Origin of the sequence: Streptomyces sp. NPDC052040 (assembly GCF_044548405.1) — a bacterium.
Lineage (GTDB): Bacteria > Actinomycetota > Actinomycetes > Streptomycetales > Streptomycetaceae > Streptomyces.
Map to the genome: position 1 here is coordinate 312,738 of NZ_JBIUBV010000002.1, position 23,705 is coordinate 336,442.

Sequence of the window (23,705 nt, forward strand, 5' to 3'; positions counted from 1 at the left end):
CGCTCGGGACAGGCGTCCGCTCATGCAGAATCGTCAAGACTTGCGTATAGGCCCAAGTAGTGGAATCCTGAAAGGCTTTGATTACCAAGCGTGTTCCTGGGGGGAGCAACATGATGGCGTCGCTGGCCAACGCCGGACAGGACGATGAAAAGAAGGTCGCCTGGCTGGCGGCACGTTCGTCCAACTTCGGTCACCTGATCGGGTACGAGCCCTTGCTGGTGACGCTCGGCTGTGCCGCGGAGTCATACGTCCACACCGATCCCCACTCCGCCATGGTGAAGGCCCGTCTCTTCGGCGAGGTCATGACCCGGCACCTGGTCACGCTTCTCGGCATCACCGTGCCGGGGCCCCGGCAGGTGGACCGGATCAACGCCCTTACCAAGGCGGGTGTCCTCGTCCCGCAGGTGCGGGCCTGGTTCGAGGCGATCCGCACCACGGGCAACCGGGCCGTCCACGAGTACTACGCCAACGTCCGTGAAGCACTCCAGTCCGTGGAGATGTGCTTCCGCCTCGGCGACTGGCTGCACCGTTCCCTCGACCAGTCCGACACCACCCACCGGGTCTTCCTGGCGCCCGCGCCGCCCTCCGCCGCGCCCGCGCCCGCGACCGTCGCCGACCAGCACGAGCTGGAGCAGCTGCGCGCCGAGCTCGACGCCTACCGCCGTCGGCTGGAGGAGGCCCGGCTCCGCTACGACGGCAAGCAGAGCCGCCTGGAGCGCGAGCGGGCCGCCCGCGAGCAGGCCGAGGCGGAACTGGCCCGCGCGGAGGCCGAGCGGTCCGCGCTGCACGACCTGGTCGCCGAACTGAGCGAGAAGATCACCGAATTGACGGCTCCGGCCATGGAGTCCCGTTCGGTCGCCCGCCCTCTGGACGGGGCCTCCCAGCGCGACGAGTTCATCGCGCACGCGCAGAAGGCCGCCCGCCCGCCCATGAGCGAGGCGCAGGTGCGTGCCGAGCTCGACCGCATCCTGGAGAAGGCGGGCTGGACCGTCCAGGACGAGAAGGCCAAGAATCTTTTCGCGGGCCGTGGCGTCGCCGTTCGGGAGGTCTCCACTGCTGTCGGCCGCGCCGACTACCTCCTCTACGTCGACCAGCGACTGGTCGGCGTCATAGAGGCCAAGCGGGAGGGCGCCGACCTGGAGGCCGCCATGCAGCAGGCCGCCCGCTACGCCACCGGGCTCACCCGCAGCCAGCAGCTCAGCGCCTGGCGCGCCAGCCTGCCCTTCCGCTACGTCGCCGACGGCAACACCGTCCGCTTCCACAACGACCTCGACCCCTCCCCGCGCACCCGTGACGTCTTCGCCGTGCACCGCCCGGAGACGATCGCGCGCTGGATCGAGGATGCCGACGCCGACCCCGCCGCGCCGACCCTGCGCGCGCGGATGCGTCGCCTGCCGCAGACCTTCCTCGACCCAGAGGACCTGCGTCCGGCCCAGGTGACCGCGATCAACGGCCTGGAGCGTTCCCTGGCCAAGGACGACCCGCGCGCCCTGATCCAGATGGCGACCGGCGCTGGCAAGACCTACACCGTGGTCAGCGAGAGCTACCGGTTGCTCAAGCACGCCGGCGCCAAGCGCATCCTCTTCCTCGTCGACCGGAACAACCTCGGCAGCCAAGCCGCCACCGAGTTCGAGAACTTCGACACCCCGGACGACGGCCGCAAGTTCACCGAGCTGTACGTCGTGCAGCGTCTCGCGGGTGACACCGTCCTCGGCTCGGCGCACGTCGTGGTGTCCACGGTGCAGCGGCTGTGGCTCGCGCTGACGGGCCAGGCGGTACCGAGCGCCGACGACAACAACGAGGCCTTGGACCGCTACGACCTCGTCGACGAGCCGGTGGAGGTCGGCTACAACCCGGCCCTGCCGCCGGAGTCCTTCGACCTGATCGTCGTCGACGAGTGCCACCGCTCCATCTACGGCAAGTGGCGTGCGGTGCTTGAGTACTTCGACGCCCACCTGGTCGGCCTCACCGCCACCCCGGTCAAGCAGACCTTCGGCTTCTTCTTCCAGAACCTGGTCAGCGAGTACCCCTACGAGCAGGCCGTCGCCGACGGCGTCAACGTCGACTTCGACGTCTTCCGCATCCGTACGGAACTGGGCGAGAACGGCGGCACGATCCCCGCCGAGACGGTCGTACCGATGCGGGAGCGGAAGACCCGACGGGAGCGCTACCAGGAGCTGGAGGAGGACCTGGAGTGGAAGGCGTCCCAGCTGGGCCGCCAGGTCATCAGCAAGGGGCAGTTGAAACTCGTCGTCGAGACCTTCCGCAAGCACCTGTTCACCGACATCTTCCCGCCGGTGGGCGAGGGCGACACGCAGCGGGCGCGCACCCACGTGCCCAAGACCCTGATCTTCGCCGTGGACGACAACCACGCCGACGAAATCGTCCAGACGGTGCGGCAGGTCTTCGGCGAGGGCGACGACTTCTGCATGAAGATCACGCACGCGGCGAAGCGGCCGGCGGAACTGATCAACGCGTTCCGTAACAGCCCCGAGCTGCGGATCGCGGTCACCGTGGACATGATCGCCACCGGGACCGACATTCCACCGCTGGAGTGCGTGTTCTTCCTGCGGGACGTCAAGAGCTGGGCCTACTTCGAGCAGATGAAGGGGCGCGGTTCGCGCACCTTGGACCCGGCGGAGTTCCAGGCGGTCACGCCGGACGCCGAGGTCAAGGAACGGTTCGTGATCGTCGACGCGGTCGGCGTCACGGACTCGCCCCGCGTGGACGCGCGCCCGCTCAACCGCGTCTCCGAGCGGAAGATCCCGCTGGAGCGGCTGATGGCCAAGACGGCCGGTCTGGCGATGACGGAGGACGAGGTCGCCACCCTGGCTGGCCGCCTCGCCCGCCTCGACCGGCAGCTCACCCCCGAGGAGCGCGAGGAGGTCGAGGAGCTGGCCGGGCAGCCGCTCCGGGAGATCGTCGGCGGCCTGGTCCGCTCCGTCGACCCCGACCAGCAGGAGCGGGCCCGGCGCATCGGCGGCGAGAAGCAGGTCCGGCAGGACATGCTCGACGCGCTGAAGCCGATCGCCTCCAACAGCGAACTGCGCGACCGCCTGCTGTCGATGCGCCGCGCCCACGACATCGTCATCGATGAGGTCAGCGTGGACGAGGTGAAGGAGGCCCGCGGCATCACGGCGGAGGAGCTGGCCATCCGCCGGGTGTCCTCCTGGCAGCAGTACCTAAAGGACCACCGCGACGAGATCGCCGCGCTCAGCCTCGCCTTCAGCGAGCGGCGCGACCCGAAGGAGGTCTACCGCCGCCTGCGCGACCTCGCGCGGAAGATCGAACGCCCCCCGTTCCAGTGGACCCCGGCAAGGCTGTACGACGCGTACGTGCAGCTGGGCAAGGCGTCCCGGCACCCGCGGGGCGCGGCCGGCGTGGTGGACCTGATCGGCCTCCTCCGCTTCGAGCTGGGGCTGGACCAGGAGGTACGGCCGTACCGGGCGCTGGTCGAGGAACGGTACGCGGCCTGGCGGGCCCGGCAGGAGCAGGCGGCGGCGGTGTTCACACCGGACCAGGCGTGGTGGCTCGACAGGATCGTGGACGTGATAGCGACGGATGCGGCGATCGAGCCCGAGCACCTAAAGGACGTACCCTTCATCGAGCGCGGGGGCGTGGACGGATTCCTGCGGGACTTCGGGGCCGATCGGGGGGCTGAAATTCTAAACGAACTGGGACGGGAGTTGGGCGCGTGAGCGAGGGCGGTATTCCTTCGGGGGTTCCGAAGGGGTGGGTCCGTGTTCGGCTGGATGAGGTCGCTGAGGTGCGGCTCGGTCGACAGCGGTCGCCCAAGAATCACTCCGGCACGCAAATGCGGCCGTATCTGCGGGCTGCGAATGTGGACTGGGATGGGCTCAAACTTGACGACGTGAAGGAAATGAACTTCACGGATGACGAGGTTGCTGTCTACGGTTTGAAGAAGGGGGACATCGTACTGAGTGAGGCATCTGGTAGCGCCTCCGAGGTCGGTAAGCCCGCTATCTGGAACGATGAAATCCCCAACTGCTGCTTGCAGAACACGCTGATCAGGGTCCGGAGCTACGGTGTCGATCCGCAGTATCTGCTGCATTTTTTGCGCAGCGAGGCGATGCGCGGAGCCTTCGTTGAACACTCACGCGGCGTGGGAATCCACCACATCGGAGCCGCGAGGCTTGCGGCATGGCAGGTATCAGTGCCTCCGCTGGAGGAGCAGCGGCGCATCGTTGCTGCGCTCGAAGAGCAGCTGTCGCGCCTCGACGCGGCGAAAGGTTTTGTGGGCGGTGCTCTCAGGAAGGCTGCTCAGTACCGCACCTTGGTTGCGCGGAAATTGCTGCAAGTTGAGCAACATGCATCCCCCTGGCCCGTGGCCCGGATTGGAGATATCGCTGAGGTCGGAAGCGGCTCAACTCCACTTCGGTCGCGCCAGGATTACTATGAGGGTGGCGATATTCCTTGGGTGACAAGCGCTCTCGTAAATCAGCCTTACGTTGACGATGTGAGTCAGTTCATCACCAAAAGGGCTCTGGAGCAGACTTCGCTTCATCTGCTCCCGCCAGGGACCCTTCTTGTGGCCATGTATGGGGAGGGGAGGACTAGGGGGAAGTGCACTGAACTACGCATCTGGGCGACTACAAATCAGGCGTGTGCAAGCATTGTTTTGAGGCCGGAGTTCGAAAAACGGAGGTCGTGGGTTAAGGAGGTGCTCCGGGCGAAGTATGAGGAGAATCGACAACTGTCATCTGGTGGTGTGCAGAAGAATCTGAATCTAGCTATTATTCGGGATATCGAAATCCCGATTCCTCCTGAGGAAGAGCAAGACCGCATTCTGCTTGAGCTTGATGAACAGTCCAGGGCTGCACTCCGCCTTGAACAAGAAGCCACTCTTGCTATGCGTCGTTCAGCCAGACTCCGGCGTGCGCTGCTCATGCAGGCGTTCGCTGGGCAGCTCGTTGCGCAAGTCCCCGCCGAAGAGTCCGCCGACGCCCTGCTCGACCGCATCCGCGCCAAGCGTGAGGCGGCCGGAACGACCAAGTCCCGGCGCAGAAGTCCCCGCCGGACGCCCGCTCAGCGCAAGCGCAGCCCGGACACCGCACCTGTGCCGGACGCACCTCCACCACCCCCGGCCGACGCTCCTGCCCTCGCCACTGCCACTCAGCCCACCCTTGACCTGGAGATTCCCTCGTGACCACGACTGAGGCTCGTCGGCTCGTTGACAAGCTCTGGAGCTACTGCCACGTCCTGCGCGACGACGGCGTCTCCACCATCGACTACGTCGAGCAGTTGACGCTTCTCGTGTTCCTCAAGATGGCGTACGAGGCGCAGTCCCGCCCCCCGATGTTCCGCGAGCAGATCATGCCCGAGGGATCGGTCTGGGAAGGCCGCGGTTGGCCCGAGCTGCTGAAGAACGACGGTGCCGCGCTGGAAACCGCCTACGCCGAACTTCTCGAAGACCTCGGCAACCAGCGCAAGGACACCACCTTCCACCTGATCTTCAACGGGGCCCGCAACCGCATCCACGACCCCGCGAAGCTCAAGCGCCTGGTCAAGGACCTGATTGACAAGGAGAGCTGGTCGGGTCAGAAAACCGACATCAAGGGCGATGCCTACGAGGAACTACTGTCCCGTGGTGCGGAGGACATCAAGTCGGGCGCGGGTCAGTACTTCACCCCGCGCGCGCTGATCCAGGCCATCATCGACTGCGTCCGCCCGACTCCGGACGACACGATCACTGACCCCGCCTGCGGTACCGGCGGCTTCCTGCTGGCCGCCGCCGAGTTCATCCTCCACGAGTACGGCAACCAGCTCACCCCTGAGCAGCGCAAGCACCTCAGTAGCGGTGGCATCTGGGGCACCGAGCTGGTCCGCAACACCGCGCGCCTCGCGGCGATGAACCTTTTTCTGCACGGCATCGGCCACCCCACTGGACCCGCCCTGGTTCGCACCCGGGACGCCCTCGCCGCCCCGCCCGACAAGCGCGCGAGCCTGGTCCTGGCCAACCCACCCTTCGGCAAGAAGTCGTCGATCACCGTCTACGGCGACGACGGCTCCGCCGCCCGCGAGGCGATCGCCTACGAGCGGCGCGACTTCTGGGTCACCACGACCAACAAGCAGCTCAACTTCGTGCAGCACATCGCCTCGCTGCTGGAGATCCACGGCCGGGCGGCGGTCGTCGTGCCTGACAACGTGCTCTTCGAGGGCGGCGCGGGTGAGACCATCCGCCGACGTCTGCTGAACGAGTACGACGTCCACACGCTGCTCCGCCTGCCCACAGGCATCTTCTACGCTGGCGGTGTCAAGGCCAACGTGCTGTTCTTCGAGCGCAAGCCGGCACGCCCGAACCAACCGTGGACAAAGAAGCTGTGGGTTTACGACTTCCGTACGGCCCAGCACTTCACACTCAAGCAGAACCCGCTCACCCGGGCCCACCTTGAAGACTTCGTACAGTGCTTCCAGCCTGACGACCGCTCCAAGCGGGTGGAGACGGAACGCTTCAAGGCGTTCACGTACGAGGAACTGGCCGCCCGCGACAAGGCGAACCTCGACATCACCTGGCTCCGTGACCCGAGCCTCGACGACGCCGACAACCTTCCCGCACCGGAGATCTTGGCCGCCGAGATCGTCGAAGACCTTCAGGCCGCCCTGGAGGAGTTCGCCGCGATTGCAGAAACGCTCCAACAGGCGCGGAGTAACGGAATGCCTGCACCGAACGCATCCGGAGACCCGAACCTGACCCACACTCCTCCCTCCGAGGGGCCGACCAATTAATGCCCAATGTCGTTCCAGTGGCCTAGGCCTGCTCCCGATCTCCTCGGGGGGCGAAGGGGCTGACGGTGACGAGGCGGCCTCACCTCGACTATGGCGTTACTGACGCAACATGGGAAGAACTCACAGCACTCTTGGGGGGCCACATGACTCATACCGACGACGAGAACACTGAGAGGCCCGGCGCCCGCCACGCGGACGGACAAACTCAGGGCGGCAAATGGCTAGAAAAAAAGGTCTTGATTAAATATCCAGACGAAGCACAGCTTGGGCGATCAAGAGATGATGATGGAGTCCTGAGTCCAAATTTTTATGTTCCTGGATTGAAAGGAGTTAAAGGGCAGGTCAAGATTTATGACGTTGATGAGAATGAAGCAGATTCGCTGATCAATGAGCATGCGTGGAATCGACTGGAGAGGCCGCCCGATTCACGAGCGTCGGAGCCCTCGATAGTCACCCAGGTTGTGGTTGACGCGCTTTCTCGTGCCATTGGCAGGGCCGTTGGCAGGGCCGTTGACAGGGCCGTCGATGAGGCTTCGCTGCACGCCAAGACATGGTGGAACGGTAGAAAGTCGAAGCGGAAGAGTGTCGCCCCATCGCAATCGAGGGTGAGGGGGTTGTCCGCACCTGCCCCGACGGCACCGGCTGGCTGGTACGTCGACACATGTGATGCGACACAGCTGCGCTACTGGGATGGGGCCGCGTGGACCAACCGCTTCACGCCAAGTTTTACGGCCACGCCCGCGCCGGTAGCACCGACTTCCCATGCGCCAGCAACGCAGCCGCTCGAAGAGTCCAGAATCAGTATGAGCAGCGCAGAATGGCAGGGGCTTGTTCTTGCATGGCTGAAGTCTGGGGCAATCGGGGAAGAGTTGTGGCTACTTATATCCAATGCTCGCATCAAAGATGCTGACGCTGCGACTCTGCAATCTCAGTGCGAACTGGAGAAGCTCACGGCTCGACAAGGTGTGGATCGAATCAGGATGATGCTGGAATCGAATCCGTCGTTGCGTGACGAGGGTGCACTCACGGAGTTCATGAGACTCTTTGGTGGCGGTCGAAACGTTGATCTCGAGCATCCGCAGTTGCGAAACGAGGCGATCAAAGAGGTACCACGTCTGACTGAGGGTGAGGAGCAGCGGCTACCCTCAGGTGAGGTTGATGGCCAGGGTCCGGCATAGTCGCTATGTGGCTGATGTGCGCGCTCTGAGAGACGCCCGCGAAAATTGATGCCAGCGATGGCCTGAGCCGACACGGCGTAGAGGCTCACTCAAGATCGACGCCCAAGATTTCCGCGAGGCGGGAAAGCCCCTCAATGGACCGTTCCATGTGTTCAGGGATGATTCTGTCTCGCGCTTCCTTGGGGAGGTGTTGGTCCGCCTCCTGCATGAGCGTGGCGTACTCCTGAAAAACCTGCACGCAGAGATTCGCGAGCTGTGCCGCTTGGCGGCGAGTCGGATCGTCCGTGTTGAGGTCCGCCTCAAACAGCGCCAGGGCATCTTCTAGGACGGAGTGACGATTGGGTGCCAGTGCACCGGGCGTTGGTCGGTCATCCATGGGCCCAGTCTGACGAATCGCACAGCAAACAGGGAAGTCTGTTGGGACTGCCCGACTCACTACAGGCTCGTGCCAGATCGGGTGGGGAGCCACAGGGAAGAGAGGGGACCAGGTCGCCAGCCAGCCAGACTTGTTCGCCGTTCCACCGCAGGTCAACCCAATGATCGGCCGTGGGGGACCCAAGCTTTCTTCCCAAGCTGAGAACTCCCGCTGTCGCTGAGACTGCCTGCTTCTGGGTACCGTCGTGCTCGTGTGTCCGGTGCGCGTTGGGTTGGTCACCCGAGGCTCGCACTGGTTGATCGCGCGCGACTAGGGGAGCTGGTACGGGCATGGCATTTCACGCTGCTCGATCGGAAGAGGGCTTCACGTCGGCCAGGGCTATGCGGGTGATGAGTGCCGCGTGCCGGGCTGGGGGGCTCGATGATAGAGGCGCTGAGCTGATCCGGCTGGGCGAGAACGCGCTGTTCCGACTGGCGACGGTGCCGGTGATTGTCCGAGTGGCTCGGGGCGAACCGTGGTTGCCGAAGGCTCGTGTCGAGGTTGGTGTTGCCAGGTGGCTCGCTGCAGAGGGGTTCCCGGCGTCCCGACTCGTTGATGGCCTCGAACAGCCCTTCCTGATCGACGGCCACCCTGTCACCTTCTGGCAGCTCATCGTGGAGGGCGATCGCAAGGCCACCTACGGTGAGCTGGGAGGCATCCTCCGCGACATGCACGCCATGACGGTGCCTGCCGGCCTGGAGCTTCCGGCCTTCGATCCCTTCGATAAGCAAGAGCTGCGGATCAGCAAAGCACCCATCCCTGACGATGACCGTCTTTTCCTGCGCAAGCGATGGCAGGAGCTGCATGGTCAGTTCGAGGAGCTGGAGTTCCAGAGCCCAAAGGGGCCTGTGCATGGTGACGCTCACGTGCAGAACCTTATGGTGAACGAACAAGGAGAAGTCGTCCTGATCGACTTCGAGGCATTCTGCTTCGACCACCCTGAGTGGGATCTCATGGTCACAGCTACGGAGCATCACAGTCTTGGGTGGCAGACGAACGAGCAGTACGCGGACTTCGTGCGCTCGTACGGGCGAGACCTGTACGACTGGCCCGGATACGACACGCTTCGCAGGCTCCAGGAGTTCGGCATGACGACGTGGCTCATGCAGAACGTGCAGCAGGATCAGGAGACGGCGGCGGAGTACGGCCGGCGCATCGCGGCATTGCGTAACGATGACGCACCGCGTGATTGGCGCCCTCGGTAGCCGCTACTCGTCCTCGTCGTCCAAGCGGGCGAGTGCCTCGCTCACCTTCTCGTTGAATGTGACGACTCCAGCATCCGTGGCGTACGCGCTGACTTCCGCCTGGAAGTCGGTGACGTAGCGCTGGAAGCGGGTGGACTGGAGGGAGTCGCCGCCGTCGACTGCGAGGCCGGCGGTGGTGACGGCGGCTTCGAGGTCGCCGCCAATCAACTGGCTCTGGGCCAGCACCATGCGACAGAAGCCGAGGGTGCGGGCGTACTTCGGGTCGGTGTCGTCCACGGCACGCTGAGCGTGCTCGACCGACTCTCGCCGCATCTTGAGGTCGCGGAAGCAGTGGCAGAGTTCGCCCATGAGCTCGGCGGAGTCGAAGTAGGCGAGCCATGCCGGATCTTCGGCGGCTTCTACGCGTTCAAAGTGTCGCTCTGCCTCGTTCATGGCGCGGCCCGCCGCGGCGCGGTCTCCGGCGTTGGCCAGGGCGCGGGCCTCCATGGCGGCACTCAGGGCCATGGCGCGCGGAGTAGCTCGCCCCTTGGCGCCTTCCACAGCTGCGCGGGCCAGCTGTATGGCTTGGGAGTGGTTGCCGAGGTAGTTGGCCTGGTGGCTGAGGTTGCCGAGGATGCGAGCGCCGAACATGCGATCGTCGATGACTTGAGAGAGACGCAGGGTCGACGTGAGGTAACGGTGCGCCAGGTGGTGGTTCCCGGTGTCGTACGCAGTCCATGCCAACAACTGGGAGACTTCGGCCGCTGCGCTGAATAAGGCTGTGCCGACCTTCTCGCTGTAGCTCGCGTCCAGGAGGGGAAGCACCTCCTGGCGGAAGTAGTGGCGTAATGCCTTGTGCCCGTGCCCGCCGCCGTATTTGAAGTCGAGCTGCATGAACATTCCGGCGGCGTCCCGGATCGCACGGACGTCGCGCATGCCCACCCGTTGGTGAGCGGGCCGGTCGGCCTCGATGCCGTCAGGGCGCGCGATCATCCATGACAGGACGGCAGAGTTGAGATCTTCGTCGCGGACGATCAGTGGGTCCGCAGTCGGTGTCTCAGCCCGCTCCTGCGCAAGGTCGTCAAGTGTGGAGAGAGCTTCGGAGACGGTGGCGGGGTAGCCCGTTAGCTCCGTCGCTGCCGGCTTGGTGTCGCCGAAGAAGCCGAGATTCCCTGGTGTGACCTTGCGGCCCAAGACGGCCGTGAGGACGTCCGCCATGATGCCCGCGGTCTGGGGCCGGATGCTGGACCCGCTACGCCATCGCTGGACGGCGACGTGTGTCGTCCCCAGCTCGATCCCTCGTCGGTCGGCTTCGTCAGTCATGCGTTTCGCAAGGCCCTTGTTCGAGACCTTCGCTTCGCTCATGACCGCAATCAGCTGCGCGTTTGGCTCTCGGCTCATGCTCCCCTGCCAACCCGAGAATTACGGCGAGTGTTCATGGTGTCACAGCAGTCTCGCTCCGGGGGGTTCATTACTGAACCCCCCGGGCTTTGCCAGTGTTCATGTGAACCCCCCGGTGAACGCTCCCGGTCAGGGCCCTGGCGTCGTGTACTGGCTTGCGGGAAGCAAGCGGTGCCAAGGACCTAGAAGGGGACGCGATGGACGCGGGGAAAATCACGCACCTGAACCGCGAGTTGGACGCCTATGCTCACTGGTTCGTCGGCCCTGATCCGTCCTCGGACGGTCACTTTCTGGCGCTGACGCTCTTCGCCGAGTTCAGTGACACGGTCCGTGTTGCACGTGACATGACGGCAGTGTTCTTGCGTGGCGCCGGTGCTGGTGAGCTTGTGGAAGACGCTCGTCTCGTCGTCTCGGAACTCGTGGGCAACGTCGTGAACCATGCGGTCCCCGACCGCCCTCTCTCCCGCCCCGGTGGCTGCCGGCGCATCGATGTGACCTTCAAGAAGTACCCGAAGTGGGTCTTCATCGGAGTCTCCGACGAGGACTCGACACCCCCGCTCCTTCCGGCAGGAGAGGCGTTCTCACCTGTCCTTCTGGGGGATCTCTCCGAAGCAGTGCTGCCGGACACCGGCCGCGGGCTGCTCATCATCCAGCGGTTGGCTACGGCTCTCTGGTGGACGCCGGAGGATCGGGGCGGGAAGACCGTATGGGCCCGCTTCGACCTTGATCCGGTACCGGGCAGCGTCCCGGCCTGACAGATGCCGGGTCGTTTCCCTCGCTCCCTCGCGATCGGGGGCGGCGGCGACTCGGTCAACGGTCGGAGCCTGACCACTCTGACCGAGGGGCGCGGCCTCTTGCATCTTCGGGAGCTCCCCTCCCGAGGGAGGAGCCGCGCCTCACATCCCCAATAAAGGCCGGGCCACCCCATCTGCCCTGGAAAGCGAAGGGTGGCCCGGCTGGGAACACGGCGGTTCCCGGTGCCTGATGGTACCGGGGCCGTCGTGCTGCGTTTCGGCCCTGACCAAAGGAAGTTGATGATCTGTTACCTAGATCAGGGCAGAGGTGGGAAAGGTGACTGGCTCGGGTGAGGGTTGGCTGAGCGACGGTCTCGACGTGCCGGGCGCGGACGCAGGTCTCTGGGTGCCCGGAGTCGACTACATCGCGGGTTGGCGTGAGGCGCGTGAGACCGCCGACCGCCTGAACCGGGCGCTCCTGGGTCTGGGCTGCGAACTGTCGACCGTGCGGGCCGTAGCCTCGACGAATGAGGACGGCCGTGGAGTCGTTCGGCTGGTCGGATGGCCGGATGCATTGGACCGCCTGGCTGGGCTTCTGGAAGCGCGCGGTGGCATCGACGGTGATGCAGCATGAGCGGTCTTTCCGCTGGTGAGCGGTGCACGTGGGCACGTCGCCGGCTGGAGGGACTTTGGGCTGGAGCTGCCATGGGGCGAGTGAACAGGGGGCCCTACGCTGGCCCGGCGAATCGGGCAGGTACTGGTCCTGCCCGCGTTTGTGCCCGATGGGCCCCCTGTTCTTCGAGGCTCGCCCCATGGTGGCTGCCTAAAGTCTCGGAGGCCGGCGACCCCCAGCCCCGTGCGCTGCGATCCACGGCGGCCGGTCGTTGCCTCCACTCCTTTGGTGTTCTGTCGGCGGGGGCGTCGGCCGACCGGACGGGACCGGCGTCCACGCCGCACGCCCGGCCGGGGCGGCCGGGCGCCCCGGCGCGCCGCAGGCGCGCCCTTGAGGAAGTGAAGCTTGTTTCGACCGATTGCCGTTCGCGGTCAGGCGCGGGCTCGCCGTGCGGGCTGCTTGTCGGCGGTGATCCCGTAGGCGACTTCGGCGCGGTCGGCACCGATGCGCAGCTCTTCGAGAATCAGGGGGCGGCCGTCGGATCCGTGCGTTATGCGGGCCAGGTGCAGGATCGGCGTCGCATCCGGGAGGCGCAGGGTGGTGCGCTCGTCGGGCAGCGGCATGCGGGCGCTTACCGTCTCGGTCCACGACAGCTTGTGTCCGCCCTGGGTGAGCAGCTTGTAGAGCTCGGCTGGCTGCTTGCCCGGCTCCTCACTGAGCAGGGGCGACGTCTCGGCGACTTCGAAGGGGAGCAGCGTGCGGTGCATGGCTCGTGTCCCGGTGCTGGGGTCGGTGAGCAGTCGGTCACAGCCGAACAGGGCTTCTTCTTCGCCGAGGTCGAGCAGTCGGCCCGTGGTCTTGGTGGTGTGTGTGCGGTACGTGCTCGGCTCTTCGGCTTCCTGCCATGTGTCGCCGTTGGGCAGGACGAAATTGCCTTCGCTGGTGCGGCTGATGCTGCGCTCGATGGTCAGGACGGGCTGACCGCTGGAGCGTACGAAGCTGCCCTTGCCGTGGCGGACGTCGATGAGTCCTTCGGCCCGCAGTGCGGCGATCGCGTTGCGGACGGTCGGGCGGGAAACGCCATAGCGGGTCATGAGTTGGGCCTCGGACGGCAACGGGGAGTCGGGTGTGAACTCACCGGACAGGATCGCTTCGCGGATCGCTGCGGCGACCTGCTGGTAGAGGGCTCCTGGGCGCTGGATCTCCGACATCTCGGCATCTCCGGGTGAGGTCGTAGCCACGTCGCATGCGCGACATCACTCGTCAGCATAAGTAGTTGCGCTCTCGCCGTACAGAGCTCCATAGTCATCACTCGTAAGGACAAGTGACGTCAGCATATGACTGACGTCCCGACTGGCCAAGGAGGCCACACACAATGCAGTCCATTCCCGTGGACACGACGCGACTGGGCGTACTGCGGTGCGCCATCGCCCCGGAAGCAAAGCTCGTCAACACCGAGACGAAGGAGGTGAAGAGGGACCGGGGCGGCAACCCCGTGTGGACCGTGGCCGTCACCGTGCGGCAGGACGGCCGGCGGATCTCCGTGATCGAGATCGCCGTCAGCGGTCAGCCCAAGGGCATCGAGGAAGGACAGACCGTCAAGGTCACCGGCCTCACGGCGTTCGCCTGGGCGATCGGCGACCGGCACGGCATCAGCTTCCGCGCCGACGCCGTCACCCCGGTGCCCGCAGGCCCGGTGCACACCAAGGGCGGTGACGCGTAATGCGGCCGACGCTGCTCGCCTTTGCGCTCGCCGTTCTGGCGTGGGTCCTCGTCGTCGGTGAGTTGGTCCGCCGCTACCGCCCGGCGTGGCACTGGTACGTGATCGGCTACCCGGCGACCGCCTGCCGGGTGGTGTTCACCTGGCGCAAGATTGCACAGCTCAACGACCTCGCTGTGTCCCGGCGGCCGTCGCGGGGGCTCCTTGGCGACCTGATCGTCAAGGGCGACCCGCTGCGGCCGGTGGCTCCGCGGGTCTCCTTCCCGCGTGCCACTCGTATGGGCCTGACCGTGATCGTGCGCCTGCACGCAGGCCAGACCCCGGCCGGCTACCTCAAAGCAGCGGACGCGTTCGTGCACGCGTGGAAGGTCCACGCGGTTCGCGTCACCTCCCCGGAACGCGGGCTCGTTCTCCTGTCGGCTACGGCCTCGGATCCGCTTCAGCGCCCCGGCTTAGCCACGGCCCCGGCCGAACTTCTCTCCGCGCTCATCGGTGTCCTGGAGAGCGGCGGCGCCTGGGTGATGAACCTGCGCCTCGTGCCGCACTGGCTCATCGTCGGGGCCACCCGCTCGGGCAAGTCCACCCTGCTGGCCCGGCTGATCACACAGCTGGCGGCTCAGCCCGTCGCCCTGGTCGGCATCGACTGCAAGGGCGGCATGGAACTGGGCCTCTTCGGGGAGCGCTTGAGCGCCCTCGCCACCTGCCGCAGGGAAGCGGTCACCATTCTGTCCGCACTCGTGGTCGACATGCAGGACCGCATGAGCGCGTGCCGGACGGCCGGGGTCCGCTCGATCTGGGAGCTGCCGGACAAGCTGCGGCCGGTACCGGTCGTGATCATCGTGGACGAGATCGCCGAGCTGTACCTGTCCGACGGCACCCGCGAGAGCAAGGCGGAAGCCGAACAGTGCTCCACGCTCCTACTGCGCCTGGCCCAGCTCGGCGCCGCGCTCGGCCTGCACCTGGTCGTCGCCGGCCAACGCGTCGGCTCCGACCTCGGCCCCGGAGTCACCGCCCTGCGGGCCCAGCTCGGCGGCCGCATCTGCCACCGGGTCAACGACCCCGCCACCGCCGAAATGACCTTGGGCGACCTGAACAAGGACGCCGTGACCGTCGCCCAGTCGATCACGCCCGAGGAACGCGGCGTAGCCGTCTGCACCGGCCCGGACGGCGGCTGGAGCCGCGCACGCTCCCACCTCACCCCCACCGAAGAAGCGGTCTCCACCACACGCAAATACGCAGCGATCACACCCAGCCTGCCCACCCTGGATCGCGCCCCCGAGGCGCTGGAAGGAGACGACAAGTGATCAGCGAGGGTACGGCGTTCACGTTCGCGGTGGTCTTCGGGATCATCACCGTCCTCCTCGTCCGCTCCCGCGATGTCCGCGCCTGGGAAGCGGTCTGCGTCGGCCTCTTCGGCCTCTACCTCGGGCAGACCCCCGTGGTCTTCACCATCCACAGCCTCCTCACCTGGCTCATCAGCGGCTTCTCCCACACCTGAGCAGGAAGGAATCAACGCCATGCCCATGCCTCGCGTGAGGTGCCCCCACTGCAAGGGCGACGGAGCACGCAAGACCTGGACCGGACGAGCACGACGCTGCCGCGTCTGCCGAGGAACCGGCACCATCCGCTGAACCTCCGCCCTCCAACCACGCAAAAGGAGTGATCCCCCATGGCCAACAGCGCACCACCCACCCTCACCCGTGCCGCCTCGGCGGCCCACCCCGGAAGGGCACCACCATCACCCCGGACACCACCCCTGCTGCCAGGCGCGCCGCCCTCGACCGCGCGGCGCGCCTGCGCCAGCTCCCCGAAGCAGACCGCGACGCCATCCGCCTCGCCCAAGACCCCCAATTCCCACGCTGGTTGGAACAGGTCACCGCCACCGGCGGCTGCGCACACCCCGTCCACCTCTCCGGCTCCACCACCACCCTGGACGGCACAATCGGCGAGATCCTCCACCACTACGACACCCGCACCGAACCTGGTGAACGACTCCTCGTCCGCTGCCGCAACCGCCGCGCCACCGTCTGCCCGGCCTGCTCCCGACTCCACGCGGGAGACACCTTCCACCTCGTCCGCGCCGGCCTACTCGGCGGCAAGAACATCCCCGCGGCCGTTCGCCACCGCCCCCGTCTCTTCGTCACCCTGACCGCCCCCTCTTTTGGACCCGTTCACCGCGGCGGGGACATGTGCCGTCCCCGCCGCGACGGCGGCACCTGCGAACACGGACGGCCCCTCGGGTGCAGCAACGTCCACCCCCAGGACGCCCCCAGCATCGGCCAACCGCTCTGCCCCGACTGCTACGACTACACAACCCACGTGCTCTGGCACGCCCACGCATCAAAGCTCTGGGACCGCTTCGTCATCGACGTCCGACGGAGGCTCGCCACCGCAGCCAGCCTGGTCCAGTCACGCTTCGCCGAGAACGCACGGCTCTCCTTCGCCCGCGTCGCCGAATACCAAAAGCGTGCGGCCGTCCACATCCATGCCGTCGTCCGCCTCGACGGACCGGCCGGACCGGACGACGAACCCCCGGCCTGGGGGACGTCTGAGCTCCTGACCGATGCCGTACACGCATCCGCTCAACGGGTCACAGTCCGCACGACCCACAGTCCTGCTGTCGGTGAGCAGGTGTTGCGCTGGGGCGCCCAAGTCGACGCGCGATCCCTGCGTGCAGACGGCGCCGGTCCCGGCGATGACGCTGTGGCCGCGTACGTAGCCAAGTACGTCACCAAAGGCGCGAGCGAGACAGGCGCCGGCACCGACCACCCACTCACTACCCGAGCGGACGTCGAGGCTGTATCCGCCACCGAACACGTCCGCGCCCTCCTACGCACCTGCTGGCGACTCGGTGGACTGCATGAGTTCGAGTCTCTCCGCCTCCGCGCCTGGGCCCACACCCTTGGCTACCGGGGCCACATCCTCACCAAGTCCCGCGCCTACTCCACGACGTACGCGGCACTGCGAGCGGAGCGCGCCCAGCACGTGGGTCACCTCGCCGCTCCCGACGAGGTCACCGAACGAGCGTGGCGCTACGTCGGGTCCGGACACACACCCGGCGCTGCCCTCATAGCCGTCGGCATCGCAGACGACCTGGCGGAGTCCCGGCGGCTGTGCCTGGAAGCCAGGCGGGCGGGGGAGTGAGGCCGATGACTGTCACGCCCGACCCTGAGCCCTTGTCTGCTCCTCCGACACCGCTCGTGGTGGTCAGTTTCAGGCCCATGAGCCTGATCGAGAGCGAGATCGTGATCGTCGGTGATGACGGTGCGGAAGAGCCGTTCGACCCCGTGGCGTGGTTCGAGTGACGGGCTTCACAGAGGCCGTCTCGGACGACCCGCCGACGCTTAATCGTCACCGAATGTCCGAAATTCCCGCGTCAGGGGAGCGCTAGTTCACCATCTCATGGCCAAGTGTGGATAAAGAGACGGACTTTGCCTCACGGGTCGAGGGATATCCCCCCATCGAAGGTTTGCGTTTGATCGTGTAGAAGTTGATCAGTTCGCATTGACCCGCGGACCGGAACCACTCTTGGGGGAACAACTTCATGCACAGACGTGCAATAGCCGGCCTTTCCATCCTCGCCGGCGTAGCCGCCCTGACCACGACTCTGGCGCCCGCCGCGGCGGCTGACACGTCCAACACCACCGCTCCTTCAGCGGCGGTGATCGAAAGGGCGACCGGGACCGACAACCTGCTCCCGGCCGACGCGAACACGACGGCCAACGGTGCCCAGGTGACGCTGCCCGCTCGCGGCGACCAGCCCATCACGGCCACGAAGGGCGACACGACCGTTGCCCTCACGCTGCCGGCAACCGGGGCGAAAGAGCAGTCCAGCACCAGCGGCACCGATGTCTTCGCCGGGAGCGACTCATCCGTCAGCGCGGCGGCGCAGGCGACCACTGACGGGGGGTTCCGCGCGCTGTTCACGCTCGGCGACGCCAACGCTCCTCGGCAGCAGTCGTTCACGCTCTCCCTGCCTGCCGGGGCAACGGTTCGTCAGACTGCCGAGGGCGGTCTCGTCGTCTTCAACGACGCCGGAACGATCATCGGCGGTCTGGAGACGCCGTGGGCCAAGGACGCCAACGGCAAGGCGGTGCCGACGTCCTACACCGTCGAAGGAAACACGATCACGCAGACGGTCAGCCCGGACTCCGACACCGCCTTCCCGGTGGTCGCCGATCCCAAGTGGACGTGGGGGATCATCAGCGGCACCGTCTACTTCAACAAGAAGGAAACGTCCCACGTGGCCTCGAACGCGGGCTTCGTGGCCGTATTGTTCGCTGCCGCACCGCCGCCCTTCGACGCCTATGGCATCCTGAACGCCGCGAACATTTCCAGGGTTGCCTGGAACGCGGACTCCGACCACAAGTGCGTGGAGGTCAAGGTGCCCACGTTCCTCCCGTACGAATACTCCGGCGGCTACTGCAAGTAACTCGCCCGCGGAAACTCGACACCCGTAGAGAGAGGATCGAGGACATGGAATCCTTCGCAGGACCGTCCATCCTCGTCGCGGCCGCGGCGCTGTTCCTGGCGCTGAAGTACCGCCGCCGCATGGCCGGCCAGCAGTCGCTGCGCGTCATCTCCACGGCCTCCGGCCGGATCGCCGTTGTGGTGGCCTTCCTTGTCGGCTGTGCCTGGGCGTGGTCCCAGGGGCCGTCCGTCATCAATGCCGTCGTACTGGGCCTCGGCCTGGCACTTCTGGTCGGCGCGGCCGCCGAGTTCGTCCTGGGCAGGACGGCTCGACGCTGACACGCTGATGTTCACGTTCGGGGCCGGAATCCGCGAGGTTCCGGCCCCGAACGAGTGCCCGGCTGCCCGAGTGTTCCGAACGTAGCGACGTCGACTGGCGCGGTACCGCGTCAGAAAGCTTCCGCGAAGTCGTCTTCCTTCACTATCAGGCGGTCGCGCACGTCCTTGGGGATCATCAGTTTCAGGTGGATGTGTGGCGCACGCACGCCCCTCACGCGGGTGCGCTTGACCACGCACTTCACGCCGACGCGCAGCAGGTCCGCGGCCATGGCGTCCATACCGCCCTCCTCCCAGTGGGTGCGGAAAGACTTGCCGTTGTGTACCGCCACCCACCGGTCCTTGGTCGACTTGGGGTCGATGGCCTCCAACTGCTTGATGAGGTCATCCAACGTCTTCTCGGCCTGTTCCTTGGTGAAGCGCGTCTTCGTGAAGCGGCCTCCGGGCTCAAGTCCCGTCATGTAGTAGCTGATCGACTGTTCCAGACGCTGCTGTTCCTTCCGGGCCTCAACGCCCTGCCGGTACTCCCGGGTCATGACAGGCTCGTCTCCCAGAACCCTCAGAATGTCCTCGACCAGCTTGCTGTAGATCTCGTACGGGTTCGGCGCGCCGTGGCCTCCTGCCTTGCACTTACCGCACCGCAGGTACATGTAGTTGCGGTCCTTGACCCGGTTCCGCTGCACAGTCATGTTCGAGCGGCAGTCGTGGCAGATGAGTACCCCGAGGAACTTCGTCGCCCCGTCGGGACGTCGGGTCGGCTGCTTCTTGCCCCGCTGATCCAGTGCATCCTGAAGGCCCTGGAACTGCTCCTCAGTGAAGATCGGATCGGCTACGCGGATCGGCTTCGCGTCGTTTCCCAGGACGATCTTGGAGCGGCGCACGCCCCCGTTGCGGTCCTCTTCCACTCGGTAGCCCATGAGTGCAGGGTTCCTGAGCCGGCGGAGCAATGTTGATGCGGTCAGGCCCGGACCGCAGAGTCCGGCACGTACGAGCACTCTGGCCATGCGCCGGGCAGACGCCGGCCTCGCCCTCATGGCTGCATCCCGGCACCAGTGCAGCGCCCGGTAGGCATCCTCGTCGACGGCAAGCACGACCCTGCCATGCTCGTCCTCGGCCGTCGCGTACCCGAATGCGGGCTTGCCCACCAGCCAGCCGGTCTGCGTCTTGGCGTAGTCCCACAGGCTCGCCACTCGGGTGCTCGTGTTCGCCGCTTCGATCTCCGCAATGCCACCGATGATCGTGACCATGATCTTCCCGGCCGTGGTGGTCAGGTCGATCGAGTCGTTCTTGGAGACCAGGTTCTTCCCGTACTTGAGGCACCAGTCGATCATCACGCTCAGGTCGGAGAGCCGCCGAACGAAGCGGTCCAGCTTCCAGAAGAGCAGTACGTCGAACTCCGGCGCCCGGTTGTTGAGCCAGTCGCCGAGCTCCTTACGTTTCCAAGGGGGCACCTTCGTCGCCGACACGTTCAGGTCGCTGGCGACACCGACCACGCGACAGCCGCGCTCCCTGGCAAGGATGCGTAGATCAAGTTCCTGTCGGACCGGAGACGCCGTGTCGTCGGTGAGGACGGACAGTCGCACGGATAAGAGGGCGCGAGGGGTGTCGTCGGGTAACAATGCCTCCGCTCTCTTCAGCTCCTCCAACAGGGCTAAGTCGGCCTTGGTCCACTCGATCTCAACGTCGTACGCCCCATGGTCAGTTGCAGTGCGCGTCCTGGTTCGCTTGGCCATGACCAGCACGGTAGTGGTTTTGGGTCCGTTGGTGAATGGCCGCAGATGGACACCTCGATCCAAATCGGCCCGACAGGCAAGAAGTTGCTCCCCCTGACAGTCAAGAAAGCAGCCCCGGCACCGGCTTCGAGCGGTCACGCGCACTGAGGTGAGCGAGACATTCGATCGGGTGGTTGAGGCGCTGGCGGGGGTGAGCGCGGAGGAGGGGGCGGAGGCGGCCGTCTACGGCCGCACGCGCCATTGGATACCCCCGCCGTGACAGGTGAAGGGGAGCAGCTTCTACACGTTCATGCCGTCGTCCGTCTGGACGGCCCGACGGGACCCGACAATGAACCCCCGGCCTGGGCCACGGCAGAACTCCTCATCGATGCTGTACGCGCCTCCGCCCGGCGGGTCCTGGTCCGCACGCTCTACAGCCCCGCCGTGGGCGGGTTGAACCTACGCTGGGGCGCCCAGACCGACGCCCGACCCCTGCGGACCGACGGTGACGGCCCGGACGATGACGCGGTGGCTGCGGATGTGGCCAAGTAGTCACCAAGGGCGCGAGTGAGATAGGCGCCGGCACTGACTATCGGCTCTCGACCTGGGGCGACATCGAGTCGGCGCCCGTGAGCGAACACGTGCGCACCCTCATGCGGACCTGCTGGCGCCTTGGAGGCCTTCCCGAGTACGAGCCCCTCCGCCTCCGGGCATCCACACGCTCGGCTACCGGTGACACATCCTCACCAAATCCTGCGCCTACTCCACCACCTACGCAGCACTTCGCGCCCAACGCGCCTACCACCAGGCCCACACCGACATGCCCAACGCAATCATCGAACGGAACTGGCGCTACGTCGGCTCTGGCCACAGGCCCGGCGCTGCCCTCATCGCGGCCGGTCTCGGCGCTCGTCGCTGCCTCGGGCTGATGACGAGACGGCCGGGAGCGAGGCGAGAGCGAGAGCGAGAGCGAGATCGTTGACGATGACAGGGACGTGCGGTCTGCTTCCAAGGCTGTGGTGCCCATGCCGATTGCTTCTTCCATCTCGCCGGTTCGGGCGGCGGTGACGCCAAGGGTGCCCGGACCGTTGTCTCGGAGCTGGTCGGGAACGTCGTCAACCATGCGGTTCCGGAGCGGGGGTTGGGTCGGCCGGGGGCCGGGCGGCGCGTCGATGTGACGTTCAAGGTCTGGCCGAAGTGGGTGTTCATCGGCGTCGGTGACGAGGATTCGACACCGCCATTACTTCCCATGGGGGATGCGTTGGAGGAGCTGTCGGAGGCGGTGCTGCCCGACAGCGGTCGTGGGCTGCTGATCGTGCAGAGGCTGGCGGCTGCCGTCTGGTGGTCCCGGAGGAACGAGGCGGCAAGACCGTGTGGTGCCGGGTGGGCCGGTGCATGCAGTGGGCGCTCCGGGTCGGGCGGGGGCATCGGGCTCAGAGGGATCTGAGAGTTCGCTCTGTCAGGCTGACGGCCCCCACCACCCTCAGGAGTGCCTCGATGAGTCTGATCAACGGCTTGCCCGCCCATGTCCTGCTGGTCCATGTGGTCGTCGTACTGGTGCCGCTCACGGCACTGGCACTGGTGGCGGCAGCGCTGTGGCCTCGCGCCGCCCGGCGGCTGGGTCCGCTGCTGCCGCTGCTGGCCCTGGCCGCCCTGGTCAGCGTGCCGTTGACCACGCAGGCGGGCGAGTGGCTGGAGCGGCACGTGGACGACGATGCCCTGGTGCGTCGGCACACCGAGCTGGGTGACGGGCTGCTGCCGTGGGTCCTGGGTCTGTTTGTGCTGGCCACGGTCGTGTGGTGGGTGGGGAGGCGGGCCTCGGCGGATGCCGCGCGGCCCGGCGGCACACGGTGGTCCGGACTGCCCGTGCGGATCGTTGTGGGCGTGCTTTCGGTGGCGGTTGCGGCGGGAGCCGTGGTGGACGTCTACCGGATCGGCGACTCGGGTGCCAAGGCCGCGTGGCACGACGCCTTCTCGAAGACGGCGACAGGGGGCAGGGGCGAGTGATCCCGCGCGGGTCCCCCACCCACGCCCGGCGGGCAGCAGAAGGGCGGGGCCCCTCGTGACCTCCGAGGAGCCCCGCCCCGTGTTCCGGTTCTGCGGCCCGCCGACGGGCGGGGCGGTGCTACGGGGTGGGTACGGGTCTCGTGTCGTCCTCCACTGTGGTGGCCGGGCCCGTCCTCGCGCGTGCTCCGACGGCGTAGGCACCGGGGCCGAGGCAGGCGATCAGCAGGAACGCCCAGCAGAACATCACGGCCGGCTCACCTCCGTTGTCGATCGGGAACAGTGCGTGCGGCTGGTGGACGCTGAAATAGGCGTAGGCCATGGAGCCGGAGCAGATGACGGCCGCCGTTCTGGTGAACAGGCCCAGGGCCACCAGGACTCCACCCGAGAGTTCGATGATGGCCGCCCACCATCCGGGCCATTGAAGAGCGGGTACCGTGCCGCCGCCATGCGCGCCGCCGAACACTCCGAACAGGGACGCCGCTCCATGGCAGGCGAAGAGGAATCCCGTCACGGCACGGAACAGGGCCTGCACGACGGGACGTATCGTCCGTAATCCCGGCGCGGGGGAGAAGTTCATGGGGGTCACTCCTCGGATCGTGGAAGGCCGACGACGGACGGACTTCCGGGTGTGGACATGACATAAATGGTGTAGCTCGGGGTGCGGGCCCCCACCAGCCGCCGGAAGCTCTGGGTTTTCTCTGAAGCTGCTGTGTACCTCTGGCGCGTGCTGGGGGATCCGGCGGATCAGCGGGCCGCCGAGTCCAGTGCGGACTGGAGCGACTGCCGGTAGCCGGTGCTGGTGTACGTGGCTCCCGAGACCATGTCGATGTCCGCGCTCTGCGCGGTCAGCGCCTCGCGCCGCAGTGCGGGCAGGGCGTAGCTGTTGATCTCCTGGTCGTGGGGGTTGCCCTGCGGGTACGCGACGGCCGTCACGTCCGTGAGCCTGCCGCCCTCGACCGTCACCCTCACGCGTACGGGTCCCCAGCGGGTCTGGACGGTGTCGCCGGTGACGGACCTGGGGCCGGACGGTGTCCCCGGACCGGAGTCGGCGGAGCCGCGCGACGGGGCCGCCCCGCCGGACGGGACGGAGCTGCCGGAGACCGCGGGCGACCTGGTTCCCGCCGCCACGGACGCGGGAGCGGTGTGCGGCTTCAGGGACAGCAGCAGCACCATGCCGGAGACCGTGGCCGCGCTCGCCAGGACGATCCGGCGGAGCGGGCGATTCCTCTTCAAGGGGTGCATGGGCGC

General features: G+C 66.6%; 22 protein-coding genes and 1 pseudogene. 17 read left to right on the forward strand and 6 right to left on the reverse strand.

What is annotated here, in order from left to right; translation table 11 throughout:
• The first annotated feature begins 110 nt into the window (after nt 1-110).
• The 4 genes from ACIHAA_RS07515 (at nt 111) to ACIHAA_RS07530 (ending at nt 7,925) form a co-directional block, all read left to right on the forward strand.
• Nucleotides 111-3,698 carry a DEAD/DEAH box helicase family protein gene (locus tag ACIHAA_RS07515; protein ID WP_399814190.1) on the forward strand — a complete coding sequence of 1,196 codons (3,588 nt, stop codon included), beginning with the start codon at nt 111-113 and terminating at the stop codon, nt 3,696-3,698.
• Nucleotides 3,695-5,167 carry a restriction endonuclease subunit S gene (locus tag ACIHAA_RS07520; RefSeq protein WP_399814191.1) on the forward strand — a complete coding sequence of 491 codons (1,473 nt, stop codon included), beginning with the start codon at nt 3,695-3,697 and terminating at the stop codon, nt 5,165-5,167. The genes ACIHAA_RS07515 and ACIHAA_RS07520 overlap by 4 nt, the downstream gene beginning before the upstream one ends.
• Nucleotides 5,164-6,747: an N-6 DNA methylase gene (locus ACIHAA_RS07525; RefSeq protein WP_399814193.1), complete on the forward strand. Its 1,584-nt coding sequence runs from the start codon at nt 5,164-5,166 to the stop codon at nt 6,745-6,747. Before ACIHAA_RS07520 ends, ACIHAA_RS07525 begins: the two co-directional genes overlap by 4 nt.
• Before the next feature lie 143 nt (nt 6,748-6,890).
• Nucleotides 6,891-7,925, forward strand: coding sequence for a DUF2510 domain-containing protein (locus ACIHAA_RS07530; RefSeq protein WP_399814195.1), 1,035 nt, complete (start codon nt 6,891-6,893; stop codon nt 7,923-7,925).
• 85 nt (nt 7,926-8,010) lie between these two features.
• Here the strand turns inward: ACIHAA_RS07530 and ACIHAA_RS07535 are convergent, their stop codons facing one another.
• On the reverse strand, nt 8,011-8,301 hold the full coding sequence (locus tag ACIHAA_RS07535; protein WP_399814197.1) for a hypothetical protein: 291 nt from the start codon (nt 8,299-8,301) through the stop codon (nt 8,011-8,013).
• A 329-nt stretch (nt 8,302-8,630) separates the two neighbouring features.
• Here ACIHAA_RS07535 and ACIHAA_RS07540 point away from each other — a divergent pair, with 329 nt between their 5' ends.
• Nucleotides 8,631-9,545: a phosphotransferase enzyme family protein gene (locus ACIHAA_RS07540; RefSeq protein ID WP_399814198.1), complete on the forward strand. Its 915-nt coding sequence runs from the start codon at nt 8,631-8,633 to the stop codon at nt 9,543-9,545.
• A 3-nt stretch (nt 9,546-9,548) separates the two neighbouring features.
• On the opposite strand, the gene ACIHAA_RS07545 is transcribed toward ACIHAA_RS07540, so the two are convergent.
• Nucleotides 9,549-10,925, reverse strand: coding sequence for a sporulation protein (locus ACIHAA_RS07545; RefSeq protein WP_399814200.1), 1,377 nt, complete (start codon nt 10,923-10,925; stop codon nt 9,549-9,551).
• A gap of 197 nt (nt 10,926-11,122) precedes the next feature.
• Here ACIHAA_RS07545 and ACIHAA_RS07550 point away from each other — a divergent pair, with 197 nt between their 5' ends.
• The gene (locus ACIHAA_RS07550; protein ID WP_399814202.1) at nt 11,123-11,680 is read left to right on the forward strand and encodes an ATP-binding protein; all 558 of its coding nucleotides are present in this window, start codon (nt 11,123-11,125) and stop codon (nt 11,678-11,680) included.
• 316 nt (nt 11,681-11,996) lie between these two features.
• Complete coding sequence (locus ACIHAA_RS07555) at nt 11,997-12,293, forward strand: hypothetical protein (protein WP_399814203.1); 297 nt, start codon at nt 11,997-11,999, stop codon at nt 12,291-12,293.
• A 410-nt stretch (nt 12,294-12,703) separates the two neighbouring features.
• On the opposite strand, the gene ACIHAA_RS07560 is transcribed toward ACIHAA_RS07555, so the two are convergent.
• On the reverse strand, nt 12,704-13,483 hold the full coding sequence (locus ACIHAA_RS07560; protein ID WP_399814204.1) for a GntR family transcriptional regulator: 780 nt from the start codon (nt 13,481-13,483) through the stop codon (nt 12,704-12,706).
• Nucleotides 13,484-13,647: 164 nt separating this feature from the next.
• Between ACIHAA_RS07560 and ACIHAA_RS07565 the strand changes: the two genes are divergently transcribed.
• The 7 genes from ACIHAA_RS07565 to ACIHAA_RS07595 all read left to right on the forward strand — a co-directional run bounded on the left by ACIHAA_RS07565 (nt 13,648) and on the right by ACIHAA_RS07595 (nt 18,741).
• A complete protein-coding gene (locus ACIHAA_RS07565) occupies nt 13,648-13,995 on the forward strand; it encodes a hypothetical protein (protein WP_399814205.1) in 348 nt (115 codons plus the stop codon).
• Nucleotides 13,995-15,296: an FtsK/SpoIIIE domain-containing protein gene (locus tag ACIHAA_RS07570; protein ID WP_399814207.1), complete on the forward strand. Its 1,302-nt coding sequence runs from the start codon at nt 13,995-13,997 to the stop codon at nt 15,294-15,296. Before ACIHAA_RS07565 ends, ACIHAA_RS07570 begins: the two co-directional genes overlap by 1 nt.
• Nucleotides 15,293-15,490, forward strand: coding sequence for a hypothetical protein (locus ACIHAA_RS07575; RefSeq protein ID WP_399814209.1), 198 nt, complete (start codon nt 15,293-15,295; stop codon nt 15,488-15,490). Before ACIHAA_RS07570 ends, ACIHAA_RS07575 begins: the two co-directional genes overlap by 4 nt.
• Nucleotides 15,491-15,786: 296 nt before the next feature.
• Nucleotides 15,787-17,136: a replication initiator gene (locus ACIHAA_RS07580; RefSeq protein ID WP_399814535.1), complete on the forward strand. Its 1,350-nt coding sequence runs from the start codon at nt 15,787-15,789 to the stop codon at nt 17,134-17,136.
• Nucleotides 17,137-17,141: 5 nt separating this feature from the next.
• Nucleotides 17,142-17,297 carry a hypothetical protein gene (locus tag ACIHAA_RS07585; RefSeq protein ID WP_399814211.1) on the forward strand — a complete coding sequence of 52 codons (156 nt, stop codon included), beginning with the start codon at nt 17,142-17,144 and terminating at the stop codon, nt 17,295-17,297.
• A 239-nt stretch (nt 17,298-17,536) separates the two neighbouring features.
• The gene (locus ACIHAA_RS07590) at nt 17,537-18,424 is read left to right on the forward strand and encodes a hypothetical protein (RefSeq protein ID WP_399814212.1); all 888 of its coding nucleotides are present in this window, start codon (nt 17,537-17,539) and stop codon (nt 18,422-18,424) included.
• A 44-nt stretch (nt 18,425-18,468) separates the two neighbouring features.
• Nucleotides 18,469-18,741 (forward strand): hypothetical protein, encoded by a 273-nt coding sequence (locus ACIHAA_RS07595; protein WP_399814213.1) that lies wholly within the window; start codon nt 18,469-18,471, stop codon nt 18,739-18,741.
• 110 nt (nt 18,742-18,851) lie between these two features.
• On the opposite strand, the gene ACIHAA_RS07600 is transcribed toward ACIHAA_RS07595, so the two are convergent.
• The gene (locus tag ACIHAA_RS07600) at nt 18,852-20,471 is read right to left on the reverse strand and encodes a recombinase family protein (protein WP_399814215.1); all 1,620 of its coding nucleotides are present in this window, start codon (nt 20,469-20,471) and stop codon (nt 18,852-18,854) included.
• Nucleotides 20,472-20,726: 255 nt separating this feature from the next.
• On the opposite strand from ACIHAA_RS07600, the gene ACIHAA_RS07605 reads away from it, so the two are divergent.
• The 3 genes and pseudogenes from ACIHAA_RS07605 to ACIHAA_RS07615 all read left to right on the forward strand — a co-directional run bounded on the left by ACIHAA_RS07605 (nt 20,727) and on the right by ACIHAA_RS07615 (nt 22,457).
• Nucleotides 20,727-21,002, forward strand: a complete 276-nt coding sequence (locus tag ACIHAA_RS07605; RefSeq protein WP_399814217.1) for a replication initiator — start codon at nt 20,727-20,729, stop codon at nt 21,000-21,002.
• Nucleotides 21,003-21,528: 526 nt separating this feature from the next.
• Nucleotides 21,529-21,836, forward strand: a pseudogene (locus ACIHAA_RS07610) (ATP-binding protein); the annotation flags it as partial.
• A 111-nt stretch (nt 21,837-21,947) separates the two neighbouring features.
• On the forward strand, nt 21,948-22,457 hold the full coding sequence (locus tag ACIHAA_RS07615; RefSeq protein ID WP_399814219.1) for a DUF2231 domain-containing protein: 510 nt from the start codon (nt 21,948-21,950) through the stop codon (nt 22,455-22,457).
• A 118-nt stretch (nt 22,458-22,575) separates the two neighbouring features.
• Here ACIHAA_RS07615 and ACIHAA_RS07620 read toward each other — a convergent pair whose 3' ends face one another.
• Complete coding sequence (locus ACIHAA_RS07620; protein WP_399814221.1) at nt 22,576-23,034, reverse strand: DoxX family protein; 459 nt, start codon at nt 23,032-23,034, stop codon at nt 22,576-22,578.
• A gap of 167 nt (nt 23,035-23,201) precedes the next feature.
• On the reverse strand, nt 23,202-23,699 hold the full coding sequence (locus ACIHAA_RS07625) for an FMN-binding protein (RefSeq protein WP_399814223.1): 498 nt from the start codon (nt 23,697-23,699) through the stop codon (nt 23,202-23,204).
• Between the last annotated feature and the right edge of the window lie 6 nt (nt 23,700-23,705).